The 24,299-nt window shown below is 63.2% G+C and carries 22 protein-coding genes; 13 read left to right on the forward strand and 9 right to left on the reverse strand.

The annotated features are described in order from the left end of the window. The first annotated feature begins 78 nt into the window (after positions 1 to 78). Both Q3C01_RS18520 and Q3C01_RS18525 read left to right on the forward strand, forming a co-directional pair. Positions 79 to 1,122, forward strand: a complete 1,044-nt coding sequence (locus tag Q3C01_RS18520; protein ID WP_458146739.1) for a CobW family GTP-binding protein — start codon at positions 79 to 81, stop codon at positions 1,120 to 1,122. A gap of 129 nt (positions 1,123 to 1,251) precedes the next feature. Continuing rightward, complete coding sequence (locus Q3C01_RS18525) at positions 1,252 to 1,548, forward strand: hypothetical protein (RefSeq protein ID WP_458146740.1); 297 nt, start codon at positions 1,252 to 1,254, stop codon at positions 1,546 to 1,548. A 67-nt stretch (positions 1,549 to 1,615) separates the two neighbouring features. On the opposite strand, the gene hisC is transcribed toward Q3C01_RS18525, so the two are convergent. Then, complete coding sequence (hisC, locus tag Q3C01_RS18530; RefSeq protein WP_458146741.1) at positions 1,616 to 2,668, reverse strand: histidinol-phosphate transaminase; 1,053 nt, start codon at positions 2,666 to 2,668, stop codon at positions 1,616 to 1,618. A gap of 220 nt (positions 2,669 to 2,888) precedes the next feature. Between hisC and Q3C01_RS18535 the strand changes: the two genes are divergently transcribed. Genes Q3C01_RS18535 through Q3C01_RS18550 form a run of 4 tightly spaced genes read left to right on the forward strand, consistent with a single transcriptional unit; the run spans position 2,889 to position 8,679 of the window. Beyond that, positions 2,889 to 4,364 (forward strand): FAD-binding oxidoreductase, encoded by a 1,476-nt coding sequence (locus tag Q3C01_RS18535; protein ID WP_458146742.1) that lies wholly within the window; start codon positions 2,889 to 2,891, stop codon positions 4,362 to 4,364. A gap of 51 nt (positions 4,365 to 4,415) precedes the next feature. Then, a complete protein-coding gene (locus Q3C01_RS18540; protein WP_458146743.1) occupies positions 4,416 to 5,078 on the forward strand; it encodes a TetR/AcrR family transcriptional regulator in 663 nt (220 codons plus the stop codon). After that, positions 5,075 to 7,756, forward strand: a complete 2,682-nt coding sequence (locus tag Q3C01_RS18545) for a molybdopterin-dependent oxidoreductase (protein WP_458146744.1) — start codon at positions 5,075 to 5,077, stop codon at positions 7,754 to 7,756. Before Q3C01_RS18540 ends, Q3C01_RS18545 begins: the two co-directional genes overlap by 4 nt. Then, positions 7,753 to 8,679 (forward strand): FAD binding domain-containing protein, encoded by a 927-nt coding sequence (locus Q3C01_RS18550; RefSeq protein ID WP_458146745.1) that lies wholly within the window; start codon positions 7,753 to 7,755, stop codon positions 8,677 to 8,679. Before Q3C01_RS18545 ends, Q3C01_RS18550 begins: the two co-directional genes overlap by 4 nt. 18 nt (positions 8,680 to 8,697) lie before the next feature. Here Q3C01_RS18550 and Q3C01_RS18555 read toward each other — a convergent pair whose 3' ends face one another. Further along, positions 8,698 to 9,480 (reverse strand): IclR family transcriptional regulator, encoded by a 783-nt coding sequence (locus Q3C01_RS18555; RefSeq protein ID WP_458146746.1) that lies wholly within the window; start codon positions 9,478 to 9,480, stop codon positions 8,698 to 8,700. Positions 9,481 to 9,659: 179 nt separating this feature from the next. Between Q3C01_RS18555 and Q3C01_RS18560 the strand changes: the two genes are divergently transcribed. The 7 genes from Q3C01_RS18560 to Q3C01_RS18590 all read left to right on the forward strand — a co-directional run bounded on the left by Q3C01_RS18560 (position 9,660) and on the right by Q3C01_RS18590 (position 16,151). Beyond that, positions 9,660 to 10,820: an aminotransferase class V-fold PLP-dependent enzyme gene (locus Q3C01_RS18560; protein ID WP_458146747.1), complete on the forward strand. Its 1,161-nt coding sequence runs from the start codon at positions 9,660 to 9,662 to the stop codon at positions 10,818 to 10,820. A 28-nt stretch (positions 10,821 to 10,848) separates the two neighbouring features. Then, positions 10,849 to 11,751 (forward strand): amino acid ABC transporter substrate-binding protein, encoded by a 903-nt coding sequence (locus Q3C01_RS18565; RefSeq protein WP_458146748.1) that lies wholly within the window; start codon positions 10,849 to 10,851, stop codon positions 11,749 to 11,751. 64 nt (positions 11,752 to 11,815) lie between these two features. Next, positions 11,816 to 12,610: an amino acid ABC transporter permease gene (locus Q3C01_RS18570; protein ID WP_458146749.1), complete on the forward strand. Its 795-nt coding sequence runs from the start codon at positions 11,816 to 11,818 to the stop codon at positions 12,608 to 12,610. Then, on the forward strand, positions 12,607 to 13,302 hold the full coding sequence (locus Q3C01_RS18575; protein WP_458146750.1) for an amino acid ABC transporter permease: 696 nt from the start codon (positions 12,607 to 12,609) through the stop codon (positions 13,300 to 13,302). Before Q3C01_RS18570 ends, Q3C01_RS18575 begins: the two co-directional genes overlap by 4 nt. Positions 13,303 to 13,336: 34 nt before the next feature. Next, positions 13,337 to 14,107 (forward strand): amino acid ABC transporter ATP-binding protein, encoded by a 771-nt coding sequence (locus Q3C01_RS18580; RefSeq protein ID WP_458146751.1) that lies wholly within the window; start codon positions 13,337 to 13,339, stop codon positions 14,105 to 14,107. Positions 14,108 to 14,335: 228 nt separating this feature from the next. Next, entirely contained in the window at positions 14,336 to 15,250 is a 915-nt protein-coding gene (locus tag Q3C01_RS18585; RefSeq protein ID WP_458146806.1) for a 3-hydroxybutyryl-CoA dehydrogenase, read from the forward strand. Positions 15,251 to 15,755: 505 nt separating this feature from the next. Then, complete coding sequence (locus tag Q3C01_RS18590) at positions 15,756 to 16,151, forward strand: group III truncated hemoglobin (protein WP_458146807.1); 396 nt, start codon at positions 15,756 to 15,758, stop codon at positions 16,149 to 16,151. 50 nt (positions 16,152 to 16,201) lie between these two features. On the opposite strand, the gene Q3C01_RS18595 is transcribed toward Q3C01_RS18590, so the two are convergent. The 7 genes from Q3C01_RS18595 to xoxF5 form a co-directional block, all read right to left on the reverse strand. Next, positions 16,202 to 16,462 carry a hypothetical protein gene (locus tag Q3C01_RS18595; protein ID WP_458146752.1) on the reverse strand — a complete coding sequence of 87 codons (261 nt, stop codon included), beginning with the start codon at positions 16,460 to 16,462 and terminating at the stop codon, positions 16,202 to 16,204. A gap of 185 nt (positions 16,463 to 16,647) precedes the next feature. After that, positions 16,648 to 18,960 (reverse strand): xanthine dehydrogenase family protein molybdopterin-binding subunit, encoded by a 2,313-nt coding sequence (locus Q3C01_RS18600; RefSeq protein WP_458146753.1) that lies wholly within the window; start codon positions 18,958 to 18,960, stop codon positions 16,648 to 16,650. Between the two features lie 2 nt (positions 18,961 to 18,962). Beyond that, positions 18,963 to 19,415: a (2Fe-2S)-binding protein gene (locus tag Q3C01_RS18605; RefSeq protein WP_458146754.1), complete on the reverse strand. Its 453-nt coding sequence runs from the start codon at positions 19,413 to 19,415 to the stop codon at positions 18,963 to 18,965. 621 nt (positions 19,416 to 20,036) lie between these two features. Beyond that, positions 20,037 to 20,600 (reverse strand): S-(hydroxymethyl)glutathione synthase, encoded by a 564-nt coding sequence (gene gfa, locus Q3C01_RS18610; RefSeq protein WP_458146755.1) that lies wholly within the window; start codon positions 20,598 to 20,600, stop codon positions 20,037 to 20,039. 33 nt (positions 20,601 to 20,633) lie between these two features. After that, the gene (locus Q3C01_RS18615) at positions 20,634 to 21,743 is read right to left on the reverse strand and encodes an S-(hydroxymethyl)glutathione dehydrogenase/class III alcohol dehydrogenase (protein WP_458146756.1); all 1,110 of its coding nucleotides are present in this window, start codon (positions 21,741 to 21,743) and stop codon (positions 20,634 to 20,636) included. A 61-nt stretch (positions 21,744 to 21,804) separates the two neighbouring features. Next, the gene (locus Q3C01_RS18620; protein WP_458146808.1) at positions 21,805 to 22,296 is read right to left on the reverse strand and encodes a c-type cytochrome, methanol metabolism-related; all 492 of its coding nucleotides are present in this window, start codon (positions 22,294 to 22,296) and stop codon (positions 21,805 to 21,807) included. Positions 22,297 to 22,410: 114 nt separating this feature from the next. Next, a complete protein-coding gene (xoxF5, locus tag Q3C01_RS18625; protein WP_458146757.1) occupies positions 22,411 to 24,213 on the reverse strand; it encodes a lanthanide-dependent methanol dehydrogenase XoxF5 in 1,803 nt (600 codons plus the stop codon). Positions 24,214 to 24,299 lie beyond the last annotated feature (86 nt).

The following is a 24,299-nucleotide window of genomic DNA, read 5'->3' on the forward strand; positions in this document are numbered from 1 at the left end:
AAATTGTTTTCGGCATGCTCCTCCTACGTTAGGTTGTTGTCCAGCGACAAAAATAAGACGGCAACGCGAGGGGCGCCGATGAGTCTGTTCGAGAGCGACAAATCCGCCGAGCGGCTTCCAGTGTCGTTGATTACCGGCTTTCTCGGCAGCGGGAAGACGACACTGCTCAATCATGTGCTGCACCACGACGACATGAAGGACAGCGCAGTCGTCATCAACGAATATGGTGAGGTCAGCCTCGACCATCTCCTCGTCGAGCGCATCGATGGCGAGGTGGCCGTGCTTGCGAGCGGCTGCATCTGCTGCACTGTCCGCAGCGACCTCGAGGAAACACTGCGTGGGCTCCTCGTGCGGCGCGATCGCAGCGAGGTGGCGCCATTCCGCCGCATCCTCATCGAGACCACCGGTCTCGCCGATCCCGCGCCGATCGTGCAACTCCTGCTGAACAATCCGCTGGTCTCGCATTTCCTGCGGCTCGATGCCGTCGTGGCCACGGTGGATGCCGTCAACGCGCCGCATCAGCTCGACCGTCAGTACGAGGCGGTGAAACAGGTCGCGCTCGCCGACCGGTTGCTGATCACGAAGTCTGATCTGGCCGGCGACACCGCCGCGCTCGAAGCCCGTCTGCGCCGGCTCAATCCCGGTGCCGGAATCGAACGCGTGGCGCATGGCGAGATCGATCCGGCGCGGCTGTTTGGCGCCGGCCTCATCGATCCTGAGAAGAGGACCGTCGATGTCGCGCGGTGGCTCAACGAGCAGGCCTTCGTGACACCTCGTGAGCCGCAGCACGCCCACGACCACGGCCAACACCATCACGACGTATCGATCGGAAGCTTCATGCTGGCCTTCGACGAACCGCTCGACTGGATGGCGGTCTCGAACTGGCTTGCGCATCTGCGCTCCGGGCGAGGCGAGGACCTCCTGCGCGTCAAGGGGATTCTCAACCTCCGCGACGAGCCGGCGCCGGTCGCAATCCACGGCGTACACCACGTTTTCCATCCACCGGTGGCGCTCGCAGAATGGCCCGACGCCGACCGCCGCTCGCGCATCGTGTTCATCACCCGCAACATTGCGCGCGACGAGGTGCTGGCGCTCTGGCAGGCCGTCCGCGCGGCTGCGTGAGCTCAGGCCGCTACGCTGCTCCTCCGTCTCGATCGCAAATGCGCAGGAAGTCTTCGCTGCGGTTGATCTGCATCAATCGCTGACCAGCTCGCCGTGGGAGGATGCCAACAAACTCAGTGGAGTTCGAACATGGACCGTGCAATCGGACTGGCGGAGTTGGCTGAAGCAGAGAAACGGGTTGCGCTAGGCGAGCGGCACATCGTGCAGCAGGAGCGGCGTATCGCCGAGTTGGATCGCGATGGTCATGATACCAGGGAAGCGTTCGCGCTGCTGGATACGTTTCGGCAAACGCAGGTCCAGCACGTAGCGCACCGCGATTTCATCCTCATACGGTTGGGGCAGGCGCCGCAGGTTGCACGCGGATCGATCTTTCGACCGGGGCAGTACGAAGGCGTGGACATTCTGGGGAACAGAAAGTGGCCATGATCCGGCTCATTCCTACGGCTGTTCTTGCGCTGCATCCGCCGGACGATATGCCGGATCACGCACGGGCTCAGATGAGGCCGCGCAGCACGTCGATCAGCCGGCCGCATTCCTCTTCCGTACCGACCGTGATGCGCAGGAAGTTCTCGATGCGCGGCTTCTTGAAATGCCGGACCAGAACGCCGCGTTGCCGGAGCGAAACCGCGAGATCGGCACCGCCTTGGCTCCGATGGCGCGCGAAGACGAAGTTGGCTTGCGACGGCAGCACCTCGAAGCCGAGCCCAGAGAGCTCACGCGTCAGCGTTTCGCGGTTCGCCATGATGCGTGTACGGGTCTCCTGAAACCACGCGTCGTCCGCGATGGCAGCAGTGGCGCCTGCGAGGGCGAGGCAATCGATGGGGTAGGAGTTGAAACTGTCCTTCACCCGCTCCAGCGCCTCGATCAACGGCCGCTGCCCGATCGCAAAGCCGACCCGCAGGCCGGCGAGCGCCCGCGATTTCGAGAAGGTCTGGATGACGAGCAGATTGTCGTGGCGTGCCACGAGCGGCACGGCGCTCTCGGCGCCGAAATCGACATAGGCCTCGTCGACGACTACGAGCTGGTCCGGATGCTCAGTAAGCAGCGCTGCGATCGCATCGCGCGGAAGGCCGATGCCGGTCGGCGCGTTTGGATTGGATAGCAGGATCGCGCTGCATGGCTGCCGGTAGTCGGCAATCTGCACCCGCATTGCGGCATCGAGCGGCACCTCCTCGTGAGCGATGCCATAGAGGCGGCAATAGACGGGGTAGAAGCTGTAGGTGACGTCGGGAAACAAAAGCGGCGCATCGTGCTTCAATAGCGCCTGGAAGGTATGGGCCAACACCTCGTCCGAGCCGTTGCCGACGAACACCTCTTCGGGCGCGACCTTGTAATGGGTGGCGATCGCCTCGCGCAGCTGCGATGCGCGCGGATCGGGATAGAGACGGAGCCGCTCTGCCGCCGCCGCGACCGCCGCGAGTACGTGCGGCGAGGGCAGATAGGGATTCTCGTTGGTGTTGAGCTTGACGACGCCGTCCTGCTTGGGCTGTTCGCCCGGTACGTAGGGCGACAAGGTATTGACGACGGGACTCCAGAAGCGGCTCATGATCTCTGACCTACGGGGCTGATCGGATCACAGTAGGGTATGCCGGTCGTGGGCGGAAGCCCGCTCGTGTTCGAAGCTCGAACCTGATCTGCGCAAACGTCGCAGGTCAGTACGTTCCTGCGAGCGAAGGCTTCATGATAGGGTCGGCACCCAAGGTCGAAAATGACTGACAACAAGAACGAAGGCCGGCACACGAGCCGAGCCATTGAGAGAGGAACACATGCCGGGCGCAGCCCTTCCCACCGATCCCTCCATTCCAGGCGCGCCGGTGACGGTCGCCATCCTCGACGCCTTGCGGGACATCGTGGGTGACAAGGGCCTGATCCTGGACGAGCAGGACAAGCAGCCCTTCGTGACCGAATGGCGCGGCGTGCTGGCGGGCCAGGCCGCGGCGGTCGTGCGCCCGGCCAACACCGGGGAAGTCTCAAGAGTCGTGAAGCTCTGTTACGACAACGGCATTGCCATCGTGCCGCAGGGCGGCAATACCGGCTTGATGGGCGGTGCGACGCCGTGGCCGTCGCACCGCGGCATCGTGCTGTCACTAGGCCGCATGAACCACGTGCTCAACGTCGATCCCGTCGGCTATTCCATGACAGTGGAGGCGGGCTGCATCCTCCAGACCCTTCAGGAGACCGCGGCGAGCCACGACCGGTTCTTTCCGCTCAGCCTGGGCGCGCAGGGGTCGTGCATGATCGGAGGCAATCTGTCGACCAATGCCGGCGGCGTGCAGGTGCTGCGCTATGGCAATGCGCGCAATCTCGTGCTTGGTCTCGAAGTCGTGCTGCCGAACGGCGAGGTCTGGGACGGCTTGCGCGCGCTCAAGAAGGACAACACCGGCTACGATCTCAAGCATCTCTTCATCGGCGCCGAGGGGACGCTCGGCATCATCACCAAGGCGGTGCTGAAACTCTGGCCGGCGCCGAAGGACGTGTCCACCGCATGGCTCGCGATCCGCGATCCCCGCGCGGCCGTGGAGCTTCTCTCCGAGGCGCATGCCGCTTCGGAGGACAATGTCGGCTCCTGCGAGCTCATGAGCCGCGCCGGCATCGAGATGGTGATGCGCCACATCCCCGGCATCCAGGATCCGCTCAAGGCCGAGACCGGCTGGTATCTTCTGCTCGAATGGGCCTCGTCGCGGCCGCGCGTGGACGGGGCGACGGGCATGTCGGAAAGAATGGAGCAGTTCCTCGCCGAGCAGTTCGAAGCGGGCCGCGTGCTGGACGCGGCGATCGCGCAGACCGAAGCGCAGTCGCGCAACATGTGGCGCATTCGCGAAAGCGTGGCCGAGGCCGCGCGTGCCGAGGGGCCAGGCCTGAGCTACGACGTGTCGGTCGCGATATCGAGAATTCCTGAATTCATCGACCAGGGCCTCAAGGCAGTGCTCGAGATCCTGCCGACGATCCGTCCCTATCCGCTCGGCCATATCGGAGACGGCAATCTGCACTTTTCCTTCATGGGGCCGATCGGCATGGACCGGCCGACGCTCACGCAATATTCCGCTGCGATAACGCGTAGCGTGAACGACCTCATCACCTCAATGGGCGGCTCGATCTCGGCCGAGCACGGGATCGGCATCGAGAAGATCGACGAGCTGGCGCATTACCGTTCGAGGACCGAGCTCGACGTCATGCGCACGATCAAGCGCGCGCTCGACCCGAAGACCATCATGAACCCGGGCAAGATCCTGCGGCTCTGAGCTCACCAAATCTCGATTTGACATTTCGTCTTGTTTTGTCAAAATCGACAAATGGGACCGAAAACGCGCATTCTCGATGCGACCATGCTGGTTTTCCGCCGCCACGGCTTTCGCCGCTCCTCGATCGAGCAGGTAGCCGAGGCCGCCGGCCTGACGCGGCAGGCGCTCTATCATCATTTCGAATCAAAGGAAGCGCTGTTCCGCGCAGTCATCGAGCGCGTGCACCAGACCGCCATTGCGGCCGAGGAAGCCGCAATCAGCGAAGCGGAGAAGGCGGACTGCGGGTTCGCCGACGTTCTCGTCGCCGGCATGACGGCACGGATGCGGGCCATGATCGCGTCCTTCGACGGCTCGCCGCATATCGAGGAGCTGTATTCCGAACACCTCGTACATGCACGGGACCTCTACCAGAAATATGCCGCGCTCTATGCGGATCGGCTGGTCGCGACGATCGCGCGGATCGTACGCAAGCAGAAGCTTGCGCTGCCGCAGGGTCTGTCGGCGACCGAGTTCGCGCGGCTCGTCGAGATGGCCGTGCACGGATCGAAGTCGCAGCATCCGGCGATGCAGCCGGTGGACGCCTTCCTGAAGGACATGGCGATGATGGTGCGGACGCTCTGCGCCGGCGCCGTGCCGAAGTCGCAGGAACAGCCCGCGAGCAAGGCCGGGACCAGAGAGCGATCCTCACGCAGCAAAGCCGGAGCACGTCCATGAATACGATGACCATCAACGGCCGCGTCGAGCCCCTGCCCGAGGATCCCGATGCGCTACTCATCGATGTCGTGCGCGATCAGCTCGGTCTCACCGGCACCAAGCTCGTCTGCGGTGGCGGCGTCTGCGGCGCCTGCACTCTGCTGGTCGACGGCGTCCCGGTCACGAGCTGCCTGATGCCGGCGCGTGCCGCCGCCGGAAAATCCGTGACGACGGTGGAGGGCATTGGCGCTCTGGAGCTCCATCCGGTGCAGAAGGCGTTCATGGCGCATGACGCCTTGCAATGCGGCTTCTGCACGCCGGGCTTCATCGTGGAAGCGGCTGCGTTCTGTGATCGCTGGCGTGCGGCGAAGGGGGCGGCCGTGCCCTCGCGCGAGGAGATCGGTGCTGCGCTGTCGGGCCATCTCTGCCGCTGCGGCGCCTATGATGCCATTTTTAGCGCCGTGGCGGATGCCTGTGCCGGCCGCTTCGACGGCGATCATTTCGCAAGTCCACGCATCGAGGCGCGAGACAAGGTGACGGGCGCGGCAAGATACACCGTAGATATCAGGCATGATGGCCAGCTCGAGGGCGTGATCCTGCGTTCGCGCGACGCGCATGCGCGTATCACCGCGCTCGATCTGGCCCCAGCGCGTGCGCTAGGCGGCGTCACTGTGGTGCCGCTGCTTTCCGACGATCGCATCGTGCGCTATGTCGGCGAGCCGATCGCGGCGGTCGCAGCGAAGGACCGCAGGACCGCGCTCACAGCGCTTGCCGCGATCAAGCTGACCAGCGAACCACTGCCCGTGGTGATCGGGCTTGACGCGGCGCGGAAAGATGGTGCGCCGGTGGTGTTCGACCGTGCGAACCGCAAGAAAGCGGGCAATGTTTCGGAGGCGGCCGGCGGGCCCGCGCCATGGAAGCAGAACGTCCGTGGGCCGACCTCGGTGTTTGCCAAGCGCGCCAAAAAGGCACGCAACTGGGTGAGCGAGGCGCGGCAGGCGGGCAACAAGCTTCTTGTCGAGGGAACATTCCGCACGGGAACGCAGCAGCATGCCTGTCTCGAGCCGCATGCCGCGGTTGCGCGGTTCGACGGCGAGGAATTGACGGTGCACGCCTCGTCCCAGTGGGTGGTCCATCTGAAGGAGCAGATCACAAAGCGCTTCAAGCTCGATCCTGCGCGCGTCCGCGTGGTGGCCGATCATGTCGGCGGCGGCTTCGGCTCGAAGGCGAGCATCGGTGCCGAGACGATCGCCGCGGTCGAGCTCGCGCGCGCGGCGAATGCGCCGGTAAGGGTTGCCTATGACCGGCATGAAGAATTGTCGGTCGCTGGCTATCGGCCCGCCGCGGAGATGAAGGTCGCGCTGCTGCCCTCCGATCGGGGCGAGTTAAAAGCGCTATCCGTCATGGCGCATGCCGATACGGGCGCCGCGATCAACTCGACGATCGCGGGTCTGGCGCGGCTGATGTATCCGGCCGAGGCCAAGGACCTCAGGGATTTCGACGTCATTAGCAATTTGCCGCCGGGGGCAGCGTTCCGCGGGCCCGGCGGTCCGCCGATGGCATTTGCAGTGGAGCAGGCGGTCGACGAGGCCGCCCTGCGGCTCGCCGTCGATCCGATTGCCTTGCGCAAGCGCTGGGATCCGGATCCCAATCGCCAAAGGCTCTATGATTGGGCCTTGAGCCTCGACAGCTGGCGCAATCGGACAGCGGCCGGAAGCGGTCGCTATCGCCGCGGCGTTGGCGTGGCGACCGGCTACTGGTTCTATCTCTGGCAACCCAAGGTCAAGGTCGAAGTTGCGGTCAAGGGCGGCCGTATCGTCGCATCAACTGCGACGCAGGACATCGGGACCGGAACCCGCAGCGTTCTGGCTGATACGGTCGCGCGCGAATTCGATCTCGAGGCGAGCGAAGTCGAGGTGCGCATCGGCGACTCGTCGCTCCCCGAAGGCCCCGGCTCCGGTGGCAGCCGAGTCACCGCCTCGGTGCTGCCGCCGACGCTTGCGGCGATCCAGAAGTTGAAAGCCGCGCTCCTCGAGCAAGCCACGCGCAAGCCCGCGCCGGGCTCGAATGCGCCATGGCGCGAGCTGATCGCGCGCTCGGGAGATATTGCCATCTCGGAGACACGTGGTGAGGACGGAAAGAATACGGCACCCGGCATCCGCTCGCCATTGAAGGACCTCGGGCTTCTCGGCGTCGTGTTCGGCTGGATGATGCGCCGCAACTCCAACATCGTCATCGGCGCCGGTGTGCCGAGCTCGGTGCAGGTGATCGAGGTTGAGGTCGACACCTGGCTCGGTCACGTGCGTGTGCTCAAGGTGCACACTGGAATAGCGGTCGGGAAGATCGCAGCACCTCAGCTTGCGCACAGCCAGGCCTGCGGCGCAGTGATTCAGGGGCTTGGCTACGCGCTCTACGAGGCGCGCGAGGTCGATCCGTTCAGCGGCGACGTCCTGACCGCCGGCATGGAGGATTATCGAATCCCAGGCATCGCGGATACGCCCGAGCTCGACGTGCATTTCGACGAGGGCGGTTTTGATCATGTGCTCGGCAATAGCGTTGGTATCGGTGAGGTCGCGACCGTGCCGACGTCGCCTGCCGTTGCGAACGCGATTTTCAACGCGATCGGGGTTCGCCTCACCGAAATTCCGATCCGGCCCGATCGCATCGTCGCCGCCCTGAAGGGGAGGACCGCGGCATGAACGCCTCGTCAGCAACGATTATCGCTAGCGCTCCCGAATTCCGCGCCGCCGGCACGGATCTGTCCGAGCGTCGCCGCAGTGGGGTGTCCTCAGGGCCCATCGTCGATCTCTCCGTGACGTCAGGCACGATCGGGACCGACTGGGTTGCGGACGGCTCGGCGCGCATCGGCGCATTCACCACGATCGCGGCGATCGCGTCCGATGAACGCATTCGGGGTGCCTATCCCGGCATCGCCGCCGCCGCGCAAGGCCTCGCCACACCGCAGATACGGCATCTGGCGACGCTCGGCGGCAACCTCGCTCAGCGTTCGCGCTGCTGGTATTTCCGCAATCCCCAGATCGGCTGTCTCAAGAAAGGCGGCTCCGACTGCCCGGCGAGATCGGGCAATCATCTTTATCATGCAGCATTCGATCTCGGGCCTTGCGTGGCCCCGCATCCGTCGACCATGGCCATGGCGCTGCTCGCCTATGATGCGACGATCGCGACAGACCGGCGTGGTCGATTGCCACTGCCTGATTTCATCGGCGATGGCACCAACGGGGCTGTCGACCATGCGCTCGCGCCGGGCGAAAGGATCGAGGCCATCTCACTTCCCGCGCCGCTTGCCTCCGAGCGCGCCTATTACAAGCGTGCCATCAGCCGTAGTTATGCGGAATGGCCGCTGGTCGAAGTCTGCGCACGCGCCGTGGTATCCGGCGGCATTTTCCAGTATGTCCGCATCGCCGCCGGTGGGATCGCCCCGGTGCCGCTGCAGCTGACCGCGTGCCAGGCCGCGTTGGAGGGAAAGCCGGCAAACGCGGATATCATCGCGCAAGCAGCTCAGCTCGCGACGTCAGGCGCAAAGCCGCTGCCGATGACCGGATACAAGCTCGAGCTGCTGGTTGGCCTGGTGCGGGACGTGGTGGAGCGGATTGCGAAGTAGGTTGGCTGACCTTCGCACTCATCCACCGTCGTCATCGTTCTGCAGGATCGTTTCCGACAGGAGCGCGGCGGCCTTCTGAAGCGGGGCGATAAAGCGGTCGAGTTCAGCGAAGCTCACGCGGGCCGCCGGGACGGAGACGCCCAGGCACGCGATCAGCTCACGATCCGGCGACAGAATTGGGACGGCACATCCAACCACGCCCTTGACGTACTCCTCGTTGGTCTTGGCCCAGCCACGCCTACGGGTCTCCTCGAGCACCTTCATCAAGGCGTCGTAGTCTGCGATCGTCGTGTCCGTAAATTTAGTCAGCGCGAGCGCGCGGCATAGCTTCTCGCGCGCTTTTTCCGGCAAGCGGCTCATGTAGATCTTGCCTGTCGACGTACAGTGCAGCGGCGCCGCTTCGCCCGGATTGAATTGCAGTCCCTGTGGTTGCGAGACGCGGACGCTGTCGACATAGGCCACCATGTTGTCGCGCACGACGCCGATCTCGCATTGCTCGCCGATCTCGCCGGCAACCGCGCGCAGCACGGCATGGCGGCGCGCGGTGCGGAATGCTGCTCCGATGACCTTGGCGGAGAGGGTAACGAGCTGATTGCCGACCACGTAGCGCTTGGTCCCGAGCGCCTTCTGAAGAAGGCCGCGTTCCTCGAGGTTTCCGATCAACCGGTGGGCGGTCGGAAGCGGCAGGGTGAGCGCCTGGGCTATCTCTGCGACTGACACGGCTTTGGTCTGACCGGCGACGTGCCCGACGATGGCAAAGGCGCGATCGAGTGGTCCGTCGGTTTTGGCTGGCTCAGCCATTCGCGTCTCCTTACTCGATAAATAAATTATCATTTTTCGGAATCAAAACTACCGGATTATGAAAAATATATTGGACGGTCCTCCCTCGCTGCTCATATCGTTGGCTTCGCCGGCCGGTGATCAGGAATTGTGCAACGCAAACCGGGTCCCGCGGGCCAGACGCCGAACAGGAGAGTGGGATGTCAGGTCGTTACGACGTCGATGCCGTGCGGAAGGAATTCCCCGCAGCCGAGCGGATGACCTATCTCGACTCCGGTTTCCAGGCGCCCCTTTCGCGCCCGGTCAAGGCGGCGATCGACCTTTTCCTTCGCGAAGGACTGGAGACGGCTGGCCCGAAGAGCGTGTGGCTCGACCGCGTTGAGCAGACGCGCGCCAAGGTCGCGCGCTTCCTCGGCGTGTCCGCAGACGAGATCGCCTTCACCAAGAACACCTCGGAAAGCATGAACATTGCCGCGAACGCTCTGCGGCTGCGGGCGTGCGACAATGTCCTGATGGTTCATGGCGATCATCCGAACAACGCATACGCTTTCCTCAATCTGCAGCGGCAGGGCGTCGAGGTGCGGTTCGTGCCTATGACCGATGTCGTCGATGCTGCGAGCTTTCGTCCCCATATCGATGCGAACACCCGCGCGATCTCGATGTCGCACGTGACCTTTCACGCCGGCCATCGCTTCGATGTCGAAAGCGTCGGTGCCCTCTGCGCGGAGAAGGGCCTCCACTTCATCGTCGACGTGATGCAGGCGATCGGCGTAGTGCCGATCGATGCAAAGATCATGCGCGCGAGTTTCATCGGGTCGGGCAGTCACAAGGGACTGCTCGTTCCCCAGGGCCTCGGATTGCTCTACTGGAATAGCGCGCATTCCGAGCTCGAGCCCGCTTATCTCGCCGCCGCAAGCCTTGCCGAAATCCCCGCCGACCTCATCGCACGCCCGGACAAGCTCACGCCGGCTCCGAGCGCTCGCCGCTTCGAGCTCGGCAACTTCAATCTTCCGGCGATCCACGCGCTCGGCGCTTCGCTCGACCTGATCGTGCAGATCGGCGTCGAGAACATCCAGAACCACTGTTTCGACCTCGGCGATCATCTCATAGCAGGGCTGGACGCGGTCGACATAAGGCTCGTCGGCCCGCGCGACAGAAGGCACCGCGCGCCGCACATCTACGTCATTGCGCTGCCTGCGGCCGAATGGCTCGGCTACTTCGAAGAGAATGGCGTGCGCGTTTCGCCGGAACGGGACGGCATTCGCGTGTCGTTCGGTATGTTCAACACGTCAGCGGACGTCGACCGCCTGATCGAGCTCATCCGACGGCGTGGCGTCAAGACATCATCCAGAGCCGCCTAGGCCGAGATATGAGAGGAGGGTGCAGGACATGAGGAATTTTGCACGGATGCTGGGGGCTCTGTCGGGCCTTGTAGCGGTCACCACCATGGTCGAGCCGTCGGCCGCGGCTGACAGCCCGACGCTGACCAAGATCAAGTCTAGCGGCGCGATCACGATCGGCTACCGCGAGGCGTCGATCCCGTTCTCTTACCTCGGTCCCGACCAAAAGCCGATCGGCTTCTCGCTCGATCTCTGCGCCGCCATCGTTGAGCGCATTAAGACGGAGCTCAACCTGCCCAATCTCACCGTCAACTACACGCCGGTGAATTCATCCAACCGGATTCCGCTGATTCAGAGCGGCACCGTCGATATCGAATGCGGCGGAACGGCCAACGACAAGAAGCGGCAGGAGCAGGTGTCGTTCTCGGTGACGACCTTCGTCAGCCAGCCGCGCTGGCTGGTCAAGGCCGACAGCAGCCTGAAGACCGCCGGTGATCTCAAGGGCAAGACCATCGTAGTCACGCAGGGTTCCAACGCGATCGGCTTCGCGCAAGGCGTGAACGCCAAGGAGCAGCTCGGCCTCAACATCGTCCAGGCCAAGGATCACGCGGAATCGTTCCTGATGCTGAACACCGGACGCGCGGCGGCCTTCATGGAAGATGATATCCTTCTCGCAGGCCTCAAGGCTGCAGCACCGAAGCCGGATGCGCTGATCTTCCTTCCCGAAGGTTATGCAAAGGTCTACTACGGGCTGATGTTCACGAAAGGCGACGCCGGCTTCAAGGCACTCGTCGACGACGTTCTGTCAAAACAGATGGCGTCGGGCCAGTTCGAGAAAACCTACACGAAATGGTTCACCAGGCCGATCCCGCCCAAGGGTGAGAATCTCGCTTTTCCCCTCACCGATACGCTGATGGAGCGTATCGCGCAGCCCAGCGACGCGGTCGACTGACCGGAAGCACCGCGGGACTCGACCAAGATCGCCTTCGCTCGCACCGTTAACTCAGAGGTTTGCGATGTTCGGAGTGCTTTTTGAACAGACGGCGGATGGCCAGCGCTATGTCGACTGGCTTCTCGCAGGCCTCGGTTGGACGCTGGCGCTGGCCTTTTTCGGCTGGTGGATCGCCTTCGCTGTCGGTGTCGTCGTCGGGATCGGCCGTACCATGCCGAACCGGCTCGTGGCGGCGCTTGCACGGCTGTATGTCGAGATCTTCCGGAACATCCCGGTGCTGGTGCAGATGTTTCTCTGGTATTTCGTGTTGCCGGAGATCCTTCCAACCTCGCTTGGCAACGCCATCAAGCAGATTCCACCGCCGTGGGGATCGTTCTTCCCGGCGCTGGTGTGCCTCGGTCTCTACACCGCGGCGCGCATTGCCGAGCAGGTGCGCGCGGGCATCGAGGCCTTGCCGAAGGGACAGGTCGAGGCGGCCAATGCGCTGGGCCTCACTCCCTATCTGACCTATCGCCACGTTATCGTCCCGCAGGCGCTGCGGCTGATCGTGCCGAGCCTGACCAGCGAGGTCATGGGCATCTACAAGAATACGTCGGTGGCGCTGACGATCGGTCTGATGGAGCTGACCGCGCAGGCGCGGCAGATCAGCGAAGCGACCTTCCAGACCTTCACCGCCTTCGGCGCGGCGACGCTGATCTATCTCGTGCTCGCGCTCATTGCCTATCAATCGATGATGCTCATCGACAGGGCCGTGCACATTCCGGGCTCCACGCCGGCAAAGGACACGATCGAGCCGACCCTGGCGGACGACGTGCAGCCGGTCGCCGCTTTGCCCCACGGAATGGAGGTCGTGAAATGAACAGCCTCGATTTCTCGATCCTCCTTCAGGCCTGGCCTTATCTTTGGTCGGGACTGCTGTTCTCCCTCGCGCTGACCGCCGCGGCCTTCGTCATCGGCATGATGCTAGGGACCTGCTTCGCCCTCGTGCAGCATTTCGAGGTGCCCGCCGTCAGCCAGATCGTGCGCAGCTATATCGCGTTGGTCCGCTCGATCCCGCTGATCCTCGTGCTGTTCTGGTTCTTCTTCCTGGTGCCGATCGTGCTCGGGCACCTCTCAGGCAACGGCCGTCCGATTCCGATCGGCGCCACCTGGACGGCCTTTATCACTTTTGGGTTGTTCGAGGCGGCCTACTATTCGGAGATCATCCGCGTCGGATTGCGCGCGGTGAACAAGGGCCAGTTCGAAGCCTGCCGGGCGCTCGCACTGTCCACCTTCGAGACCTATCGATGCGTGATCCTGCCGCAGGTGATCCGCGTCGCGAGCCCGATCATCCTGAGCCAGACCATCATCCTGTTCCAGGACACCTCGCTCGTTTACGTGCTCTCGCTGACTGATCTCCTCGGCGCGGCCTCGAAGCTCGCGCAGCTCAACGGTCGGCTCGTCGAAATGTATCTCGTTGTCGCGGTGGTCTATCTCGTCATCGGTTCGGCGGCGTCGCAGTGCGTCGCATCGCTCAGGCGACGCTACGCGCTCGGCGGGGCGCATCGGTAGGGAAGCGGTCTGGAAAACTGAGAGGAACACAAAGATGCGACAGGAAGGCGCGGTGAGCCCGAGCGATCATTCTTCCGCGATCGTCGTCGTGGAGAATCTGGTGAAGCGGTTCGGGGGCTTTACCGCCCTGAATGACGTCAACCTGACAGTCGCCAAGGGCGAGAAGATCGTTCTGTGTGGTCCCTCCGGTTCCGGCAAGTCGACCCTGATCCGCTGTATCAACCACATCGAGAAGCACGACGGCGGCCGGATCGTGGTCGACGGCGTGGAGCTGATGGACCGCATGGCCGACATCAACAGCGTTCGCTGCGAAGTCGGCATGGTGTTCCAGAGCTTCAACCTGTTCCCGCACCTCTCCGTCGTCGAGAACTGCATGCTGGCGCCGATGAAGGTGCGAGGGCTCTCGCGTCCTGAAGCGCACGAGCGTGCGATGAGCCTGCTCAGGAAAGTTCGCATTAACGGGCAGGCGGACAAATATCCCGCGCAGCTTTCCGGTGGCCAACAGCAGCGCGTCGCTATCGCCCGCGCGCTGTGCATGCAGCCGAAGATCATGCTGTTCGACGAGCCGACCTCCGCGCTCGATCCGGAGATGGTCAAGGAGGTGCTGGACACGATGGTGCAGCTCGCAGGCGAAGGCATGACCATGGTATGCGTGACCCACGAAATGGGCTTTGCGCGCGAGGTCGCCGACCGCGTCGTATTCATGGATCAGGGCAGCATTGTCGAGGAGGGGGAGCCGACGAGTTTCTTCCGCTCGCCTCGCACGGAGCGTGCGAAGGGCTTTCTCAACCAGATCATCCACTAGGAAAGAGTGGGAGTTCGCCGCGTGACCGGCATAGCGGACCGGGTGTGCCAGCCGGCGCCGGTACCCTCGGCAGTTTTGGGGGGCTAGGCGTACAGCTTCGGCCAAACGAGCCGAGAAAGCGGCAAATTGTGCCTCACGCAACGCAAGAGGCGGCTTTATTCCCGCCATGAATGCTTTAAGGAAGGGCCTATCAGGATCAGGTCGCGGCCCGGCTTGCGGTGCGCGACCCTGGACGCAAAAAGGGCCCGCGCCGGTTGGCGCCCCCGACAGGATGAAAAAGGATTTGAAGCAATGATCCAAACCGTTGGAATCATCGGGGCCGGCACCATGGGGAACGGCATCGCCCAGGTCTGTGCCGCGGCCGGGCTTTCGGTTGTGATGGTCGATATCTCCGACGCGGCGGTGGGGCGCGGAATTGCGACCGTCGGCGGCAGCCTCGAGCGTCTGGTCAAGAAGGAGAAGATGTCGGCGGCCGATCGCGAGGCGACGCTCAAGCGCATCACCGGCACGACCGACCGCGGCAAGCTCGCCGACTGCGACCTCGTGATCGAGGCCGCGACCGAAAACGAGGAGCTTAAGGTCAAGATCCTCAAGGACCTCTGCGCGACGCTGTCGCCGCGCACGCTGATCGCCACCAACACCTCGTCGATCTCGATCACCAAGCTCGCGGCCGCGACGGATCGTCCGGATCGCTTCATCGGCATGCATTTCTTCAACCCGGTGCCGGTGATGCAACTCCTGGAGCTGATCCGCGGCTTGCAGACCTCCGACGACACCCACGCCAAGGCGCTCGATTTCGCCCAGCGTGTCGGCAAGGTCGCGATCACGGCCAAGAACAGCCCGGGCTTCGCCGTCAACCGCATCCTCTGCCCGATGATCAACGAGGCGATCTTCGCACTTCAGGAGGGAATCGCGACGGCCGAGGAAATCGACGCCGGCATGAAGCTCGGCTGCAACCATCCGATCGGGCCGCTGGCGCTCGCCGATCTCGTCGGGCTCGATACGATGCTGTCGGTGATGGAGGTCTTCTACAAAGGTTTCAACGACCCGAAATACCGTCCGGCGCCCTTGCTCAAGGAAATGGTCGATGCCGGCCATCTCGGCCGCAAGACCGGCCAGGGCTTCTATACCTACGGCAGCTGACGGACCCGTTGTCTGAGGTCATGTTGGGGCGACGCCTGACGGCTGTCGCCCCCGTTGCCTTGCGGTCGAGCATCGATTCTTGCCGGCGACGGAAACCTGATTCATCCCGGAGTTTGCGCTCCATCAAATAGGACGGCGCAGCTTGCCTGCTACACGACCGTGATCCCTGGCTGTGATCCTCTCCGACGGCTCGGTCAGAGAAATGCCTACAACATCAAGACAAGGCAAACGGTACTCCACCACTACACTTTGGCGATAAAAGGTATAGATGCCAGCCTGAGCATCGTCGATCGCGACGATGGAACTCCCATCACCGTCAAGCCGGACGGCTCGGAATCGCGAAGGGTTCCCCCGACCATGGCGAGTCCGAAGGCCGACATGGGCAAGATTTGGAACATGAGTACTTGGAAATTCGCGAATGGATACCGAAAACGAGATGCCTGAGCGGAAAACGATCGATCGCAAAGCGGCGGCGGAGCGGCGCAGTTTGCTGGCTCAAGACGTGATGGAGAGAACCGGGATCAACGAGGCGATGATCGGGGAACTCGTCACGAGGTTTTATGGTCGCGTGCGCGACGACGCGCTGCTCGGTCCGGTGTTCGCGGTCGTGAAAAACTGGGACGAGCATCTTTCCAAGTTGAGCGATTTCTGGTCGTCGGTGGTGTTGACTACCGGTCGCTATCACGGCCAGCCGATGCGGGCGCATCTTCCGCTCAGCCTGCTCGGTGATCATTTCGATCGCTGGCTCGATCTGTTCGAGCAGACCGCGCGCGAGGTCTGCCCGCCCCTCGCAGCGGCTCTGTTCATCGACAAGGCGCGGCGTATTGCCGACAGCTTTGAAATGGCGGCGGCGACGCAAAGCGGGCGCATGTTCACGCCCCGGCACATGCTGCGCTCTTGAATACGATATGCCTGCCTGGCATCTTGAATCGAAACTTGCAAGAGGCGGGCTTACTTCCCTTCGCGCTCGACCTTGCCTTTCTCCTTCGCGTTCATCTCCTTGACCTTCGGATCCTGACTGGACTGCCCTGTGGTCTGGTTGGTCGATGCGGGGGGAGCGTTGCTCGGCAGTGAGGTCTGGTCTGGCGTGGAGGGACGCGTCGCGGTGGCCGGAGGCGTCGTGTTGCCCTGTGCCTGGCTTTGGGCCTGTGCGGTCAAAAGAAAGGCGCCCGACAGCACCAAGACTGCGAGCGCCCGTAAGGTGATGTCCATCGATCTCTCCTGTCAGATCGATGGCAACGGCGAACTGTCGCCTGACGTTCCCTAAAGCGCGATGAGATTGGGATGAATCGTCATCGCGCTTTAGGTTGTTGTTCGAGCATGATCACCGCGCAAACGCGTTCCGCGTTTGTCGCGAAGGAAAACCGCTTCGCACTTTTCCGGATCATGCTCTAGCGTTACGCCTCCAATTGCTTGCCGATCGGCAAGGAGCGGATGCGCTTGCCGGTCGCGGCGAAGATCGCGTTGATCAGCGCCGGCGCGAATGGCGGCACGCCGGGCTCGCCGACGCCGCTCGGCGGCGTGTCGGGTCCAGGCGGCACGATATGGACGTTGGTCACCAGCGGAGACTCGTCCATCCGGATCACCGGGAAGTCGTCATAGTTCTTCTGCTGGACCTTGCCATCCTTGAAGGTGATCTCGCCATATCTGGCGAGGCTCAGGCCCATGATCGCAGCGCCCTCGATCTGGGACCGGATGCGCTCGGGATTGACGAAGGTTCCGCAGTCGATGGCGGTATCGACCCGCGGGATCGTCAGTTTGCCCTTGTCGTCGACGGCCACTTCCACGATCGTCGCGATGTAGCTGACGAAGCTGCGGTGCGCGGCGATGCCGAGGCCATGGCCCTTCGGCACCTGGCGACCCCATTCGCCCTTGTCGGCCACCAGCTCGACCACCTTGCGCAAACGCGCGGTGTCGATCGGGTAGCTCTCGTAAGGCTCGCCATAGTTCCAAAGGTCCTTCACCGAAGCGAGCTTGACGATGCGGGGCGAGCCGATCAGCTCGAGCAGCATGTCCTTCTGGTCGCGGCCGGTGGCCTGCGCGATTTCGCCGACCATCGACTGCACGGCGAAGGCGCGCGGGATATTGGAGACCGAGCGGAACCAGCCGATCCTGGTATGGGCGGCCGCTTCCGGATTCTCGCACGAGATGTTGGCGATCTCGAAGGGCATGTCGACGAGACCCATGCCGAGCTCGAACGAGGCCTGATGCACGGTTCCCGCAGCAAACGTCGAGGCGATGCTGGGCGCGACGCTGCGATGGCGCCAGGCGATTACCTTGCCACTCTTGTCGAGACCCGCCTCGATCCGCTCGACCGAGACGGTGTGCAGGAAGCCGTGGTGGAGGTCGTCCTCGCGGGTCCACTGCACCTTCACGGGCGCGCCGAGCTCCTTGGAGAGCAGGGCGGCCTCGAGCGCATAGTCGCATTTCGACTTGCGGCCAAAGCCACCGCCGAGCAGCGTCACGTTCACGGTCACGTTCTGCTCGGGGATACCGAGCGTCTTGGCGACGTCCTCGCGGGTGCCGCCGGGACTTTGCACTGGTGCCCAGATCTCCGCCTTGTCGCCCTTGACGTCGGCAACCGCCACCGGTGGCTCCATGCTGACATGGGCGAGGTGAGGGATGTAGTACTCACCGACGATCACCTTGTCGGCGCTCTTGAGCGCGGCATCCGCATCGCCCTCCTTGCGCACGACGAGACCGGGCTGGCGCGAGGCCTCCTCGAGCTCCTTGCGGTAGGCGGCCGACTCGTACTTGCCGTTTGGCCCGTCGTCCCAGACGATCTTCAGCGCATCGCGCCCCTTGATCGCGGCACCCGTATTGCGGGCGATCACGGCCACGCCGCCGAGCGGCTGGAATTTCGAGGGCCACGGCCAGCCACGCACCTGCATCACCTTCTCGACGCCCGAGACCTTCATCGCGTCGGCTGGGTCGAACGAGACCAGCTTGCCGCCGGTCACCGGCGGGCGCGCGATGACGGCGTATTTCATGCCGGGCAGCCGCACGTCGGCGCCGTAGCCTGCCTTCCCAGTGGTGATGTCGTGGAGGTCAACGATGCTGATCTCGCCCTTGGTGAGATAGCGGAAATCCTTGGGGTCCTTCAGCTTCAGGCTGTCGACGCTCGGCAAGGATTCCTTGGCTGCGTCGGCTGCGAGCTCGCCGAAGCCGAGCTTGCGACCGCTGGCACCGTGAACGACCTCGTGATTGACCGCCTTCACCTCCGTCGCCGGCACGCCCCAGCGCTTGGCTGCGGCCTGCTCCAGCATGATGCGCGCCGAGGCGCCGATCTGGCGCATCGGGATCAAATAGTGCCGCGTGCTGCGGGAGCCGTCGGTGTCCTGGTTGCCGAACTTGACCTCATCGCCATGCGCCTGCTGGACCTTGACCCTCGTCCAGTCGGCTTCCATCTCCTCGGCGACGACCAGCGGCAGGCTGGTGCGCACGCCTGTGCCCATCTCGGAGCGGTGCGCGACGATGGTGACGATGCCGTCGGGAGCGACCGCGACGAACACGCGCGGGTCGACCACGACGCCGTGCGGCATCTTCCCGGCGCCGGTCTCATAGGCGAAGGCCTGGCGCGACATGACCGGCGCAGCGAGCACGAAGCCGCCGGTGACGCCCAGTCCCTTCAGGATACTGCGGCGGGAAATCTTCTCGATCCTGATGTGCTTCTCGAAGCCACGAAGCTTTGGGTTGTCGATGAAATTCATGATCACGCCCCCGTCGATGCGAGATGGACGGCGTTCTCGATGCGCTGGTAGCAGCCGCAGCGGCAGATGTTGCCCGCCATCGCCTCGCGGATCTGGTCATGCGACGGCTTTGGATTGTCCATCAGCAGCGCCGCGGCCTGCATGATCTGGCCGGCCTGGCAGAAGCCGCATTGGGGAACGTTGACCTCGCGCCACGCTTTCTGCACGGGATGATCGCCGTTCGGATGCAGGCCTTCGATGGTCGTGACCTCGCGACCTGCAACGTCATTGACCGAAGTGATGCAGGAGCGCACCGCTTCCTTGTCGACGATGACGGTGCAGGCGCCGCACAGCGCCTGGCCGCAGCCGAATTTGGTGCCAGTGAGCCCGACCTCGTCGCGGAGAAACCAGAGCAGCGGAAGATCCGGGTCGCCATCCCAGCTTTGTTCATGGCCGTTGATTTTTATCTTGATCATGATCGTTTCTCGCTCTTCTTAAGCCGATGATCCGATGGGCGTGACTGATTGGCGGGGCAGCCTCCGCATCCCCTGCTTCCGCAAGCCCAGGCAACTCCCGGGGCGGAGGGAATGAAGACGGGCGATGTCTGGAATGTGCTCGATGCCTCCCGGTTGATTCTTGTTTGATGATTTTCGCGCGGCATCGTGACGATTGTGATGCTAGCAGAAACCGGACACGACGGGCATCACAGCCGCTTGTGTTCGCGACCAGATTGCCTCCGCGATTTGTCAAAAGCTGGGCGCGATCCATCGCTCGCCCATTGCGGAGTGCTGCAGAGCATCATTGCAACCGACATAAAAAAGCTTCGTCCGGCGGGACTGCGCGGACGAAGCAGGAGACCTCAGTCGAGGGAGGGAGAACGCAGGGACGCAAGCTTTGCGGGCTGGCGACGCTGCGGAGTGAGTACGACTCTCGATGCTGAGGGAACCGGCCGCCTCACGAGCAAATGAGGCGGCAATGCTGCCATCCGGTTCGCGCCCAATCCTGGAGGGCCCGACCGGCTCGCTGGTCAGACCAGCGAGCCGAGAGCGCGCAAGGACGGATGCGTTGCCTCAGGCCTCCGTCGAGCAGCCTTGTGCCTAAGCAGCTTTGGCCTTCGCGACATGGGTCGCGATCGCGTCCATCAGCGCCGGCGACAGGCAGTCATAGGGCTCGAGCCCGATCTCCTTCAGCCTTGCGCGGACACCGGCCATCTGCTCCGGCTTCACGCCCGATTCGATCACGGAAGAGACGAAGGCGGCGAATTGCGGCGCCTGCGAGCCTTGTTCCTGGAACAGCTCGGGATGGATGAAGTCGAGGCCGTAGAACGGATGGCCCTTGTTCTCGATGCGGCCGAACATATGCGTGCCGCAGGCCTTGCAGGCATGGCGCTGGATCACCGCCGACGGATCGACGATCTGCAGCTTGTCGCCGTTCTCGAGCACGGTGACGTTCTGGCGCGGCACCACGGCGACGACGGAGAACATCGCACCTTGCGGCTTCCAGCACTTGGTGCAGCCGCAGGCGTGGTTGTGCGCCACGTCGCCCTTGATGCCGACCTTGACCTGATGATCGTTGCATTTGCAGACCAGCGTGCCGCCGGAAAAGCTGCCGCTGCCATGTTTGAGGCCATTGTCGATCGAGGGATGGAGAGCAACAGTCATGGGACGATCCTCCTTGTGGGTGATGGTTCTGGTTTAGTAGACGACGACCGAGCGGATCGATTTGCCCTCATGCATCAGGTCGAAGCCCTTGTTGATGTCTTCGAGCTTCAGCACGTGGGTGATCATGGGATCGATCTGGATCTTTCCGTTCATGTACCAGTCGACGATCTTGGGCACGTCTGTGCGGCCACGCGCACCGCCGAACGCGGTGCCGCGCCAGTTGCGCCCGGTGACGAGCTGGAACGGACGGGTAGCGATCTCCTTGCCGGCTTCCGCAACGCCGATGATGATCGATGTTCCCCAGCCGCGATGGCAGCATTCCAGGGCCTGGCGCATCACCGTGGTGTTGCCGGTACAGTCGAAGGTGTAGTCGGCGCCGCCATCGGTCAGCGTTACAAGATGCTGGACGATGTCGCCGGTCACCTTCTTGGGGTTGACGAAGTGCGTCATGCCGAACTTGCGGCCCCAATCCTCTTTGGAGTCGTTGATGTCGACGCCGATGATCTTGTCGGCGCCGGCCATCTTGGCGCCCTGGATGACATTGAGTCCTATGCCGCCGAGGCCGAACACCACGACGTTGGAACCCGGCGTGACCTTGGCGGTGTTCACGACGGCGCCGACGCCGGTCGTGACGCCGCAGCCGATGTAGCAGCTCTTGTCGAAGGGGGCATCCTCGCGGATCTTGGCGACCGCGATCTCCGGCAGCACCGTGAAGTTCGAGAAGGTCGAGCAGCCCATATAGTGATAGATCGGCTTGCCCTTGTAGGAGAAGCGACTGGTGCCGTCGGGCATCACGCCCTTGCCCTGCGTCGCCCGGATCGCGGTGCAGAGGTTGGTCTTCCCGCTCAGGCAGCTTTTGCACTGCCGGCATTCGGGCGTGTAGAGCGGGATGACGTGATCGCCAGGCTTCACCGAACTCACGCCTGCGCCGATCTCGCGGATGATGCCGGCGCCCTCGTGGCCGAGGATCGAGGGGAAGATTCCTTCGCTGTCGAAACCGTCGAGCGTGTAGGCGTCGGTGTGGCAGATTCCGGTCGCCTTGATCTCGACCAGAACTTCGCCGGTCTTCGGCCCTTCCAGGTCGACCTCGACGATTTCAAGCGGCTTTTTCGCTTCGAAAGCGACCGCGGCACGTGTCTTCATCGTAAGCTCCTCAAATTCTCCCGGAGACGCCAAGAAGTAGTCTCGGCCGTGCTCCAATCGTTCATTTCCTGCCCATGCAGGAGTCTTCGGCCTTTGTATAGGCCTGCGTCTTGTCCTCATGCTTGCCCGGCCGCGCGCGGCCCCAGGCTTCGTTGGAGCGGGCGCGCAGATAGACGTAGAGATCGTCCATGTAGCAGGCCACGTTCGGATTATCGCCGAAGGCCGGCATCACGTTCTCCTGCGCGGTCGAGACGTTCTTGCGGCCTGAGGCGACGACGCCGAGGAAGTCGGCGTAGCTCATCGTCTTCAGGGAGTCCTTCAACGCCGGAGCGTAGGTCGATCCCATTCCATCCGGGCCATGACAGACGTGGCAGTCCGAGTGATAGCGGCGGTATCCGGAATAGGTGTACCAGTCCACGGTCCCGTCGGCTGAAATCTTGTAGGTCGGGTTTCCTTCCTTATCGAGCCACTCACCATTTTCGTTTTGCTTGACGGCGCCCGGATCGCCCGAGCCATCCGCGAATGCAATTCCTCCGGACGCGACGAAGATCATCGCAGCTATGACAAAGCAGATTCTACGCAAGAGATTTTTTCCTCGACAGCGCGCGGTGGAGACGAGCCCGGCGCGTGGGGGTTATCCACGCGCCGGGACGATACGAGGTTGAGGCTAGTTCGGCAGCGAGAACACGGTCAGCGTGCCGCCGAGTGCCGTGTAGTTCGACAGTGCCGCGTAGCCGCCGACTGCGCCGAGACCGGCGGTCGGATCGGTCAGGCCTGCCGCCAGACCGATGCCGGCCCAGCCGCCCACGCCGGAGAGTACTGCGACGTACTGCTTGCCGCCGTTCTCATAGGTCGTGACGTTGCCGATGATGCCGGATGGAGTCTTGAACTTGTAGAGCTCCTTGCCGGTCTTGGCGTCGACCGCCTTCAGGTAGCCTTCGAGCGTGCCGTAGAACACCACGCCGCCGGCAGTTGCGAGCGCACCCGACCAGACCGAGAACTGCTCCTTGTTCGACCACACGATCTTGCCGGTCTTGCCGTCCCAGGCGATGAAGTTGCCCATGTTGGTCTCGCCCTGCGGCGGATACATCGAGAGCGTCGCGCCCACATAGGGCTGGCCCGCGGTGTAGCTGACCTTGAACGGTTCGTAGTCCATACAGACGTGGTTGGTCGGAACGTAGAACAGCTGCGTGTCCGGCGAGTAGGCTGCCGGCTGCTCGTCCTTGGTGCCGAGCGCGGCCGGGCAGATGCCCTTCACGTTGACGTCCTCGCCGGCCTTGTCGGTCGACGCGGCGTCGAGAACCTTCGGACGACCGTAGGTCGGCGAGTTCTTGTCCATGTCGACGCCGGAGGTCCAGTTCACCTTCGGATCGTACTTTTCGGCGACCAGCAATTCGCCGGTGACGCGATCGAGCGTATAGCCGAGACCGTTGCGATCGAAATGCGTCAGCAGCTTGCGCGGCTGGCCGTTGACCTGTTGATCCGAGAGGATCATCTCGTTGACGCCGTCATAGTCCCACTCGTCGTGAGGCGTCATCTGGTAGACCCACTTGGCAACGCCCGTATCTGGGTTACGCGCCCAGATCGTCATCGACCATTTGTTGTCGCCGGGCCGCTGCTTCGGGTTCCAGGTCGAGGGATTGCCTGATCCGTAATAGATCAGGTTGAGTTCGGGGTCGTAGGAGATCCAGCCCCAGGTGGCGCCACCGCCGATCTTCCACTGATCGCCTTGCCAGGTCTTGAGGCTGGAGTCCTTGCCGACTGGCTTGCCCAGAGCCGTGGTCTTGTCGTCGACCAAGATCTGTTCATCCGGCCCTTCCGAATATCCGCGCCAGGCCAGCTTGCCGGTCTTGATGTCGTAGGCGGTCATATGGGCTTGAACGCCGAACTCGCCGCCGGAGATGCCGATCAGCACCTTGTCCTTGACGACCATCGGCGCCGAGGTGCCTGTCTCGCCCTTGCTGGGATCGCCATTCTTGGCGGTCCACGCGACCTGACCGGTCTTGGCATCGAGCGCGACGAGCGTGGTGTCGGCCTGATGCAGGAAGATCTTGCCGTCGCCATAGGCCAGGCCGCGGTTAACGGTGTCGCAGCACATCACCGGGATGACGTTCGGATCCTGCTTCGGCTCGTACTTCCAGATAATCTTGTTCTCGTTGGAAAGGTCAAGGGCATAGACCTTGTTCGGGAACGGCGTGTGGACGTACATCACGTTGCCGATGATGAGTGGTCCACCTTCATGGCCGCGCAGCACGCCCGTGGAGAAGGTCCACGCGACCTGCAGCTTGCCGACGTTCTGTGCATTGATCTGGTTGAGCTTGGAGTAACGGGAATTGGCGTAGTCGCCCGTGGGCATCACCCAGTCTTTCGGGTTTTGCGACATCTTGTTCAGCTCGTCATTGGCCGAAGCGCTGCCGACGGCCAGAGCCGCGGCAGAGCCAAGAAACGTCGCTAGTAGCACCTTGCGCATAGTCATTCCTCCTAGGTCTCGTTTATTGTTTCCGAAGCATTGCGTGCCGCTGGGCACTGAGGTCCAGCGTCTGCTCGTGCAGGGCG

Source organism: Bradyrhizobium sp. UFLA05-109 (assembly GCF_054185165.1).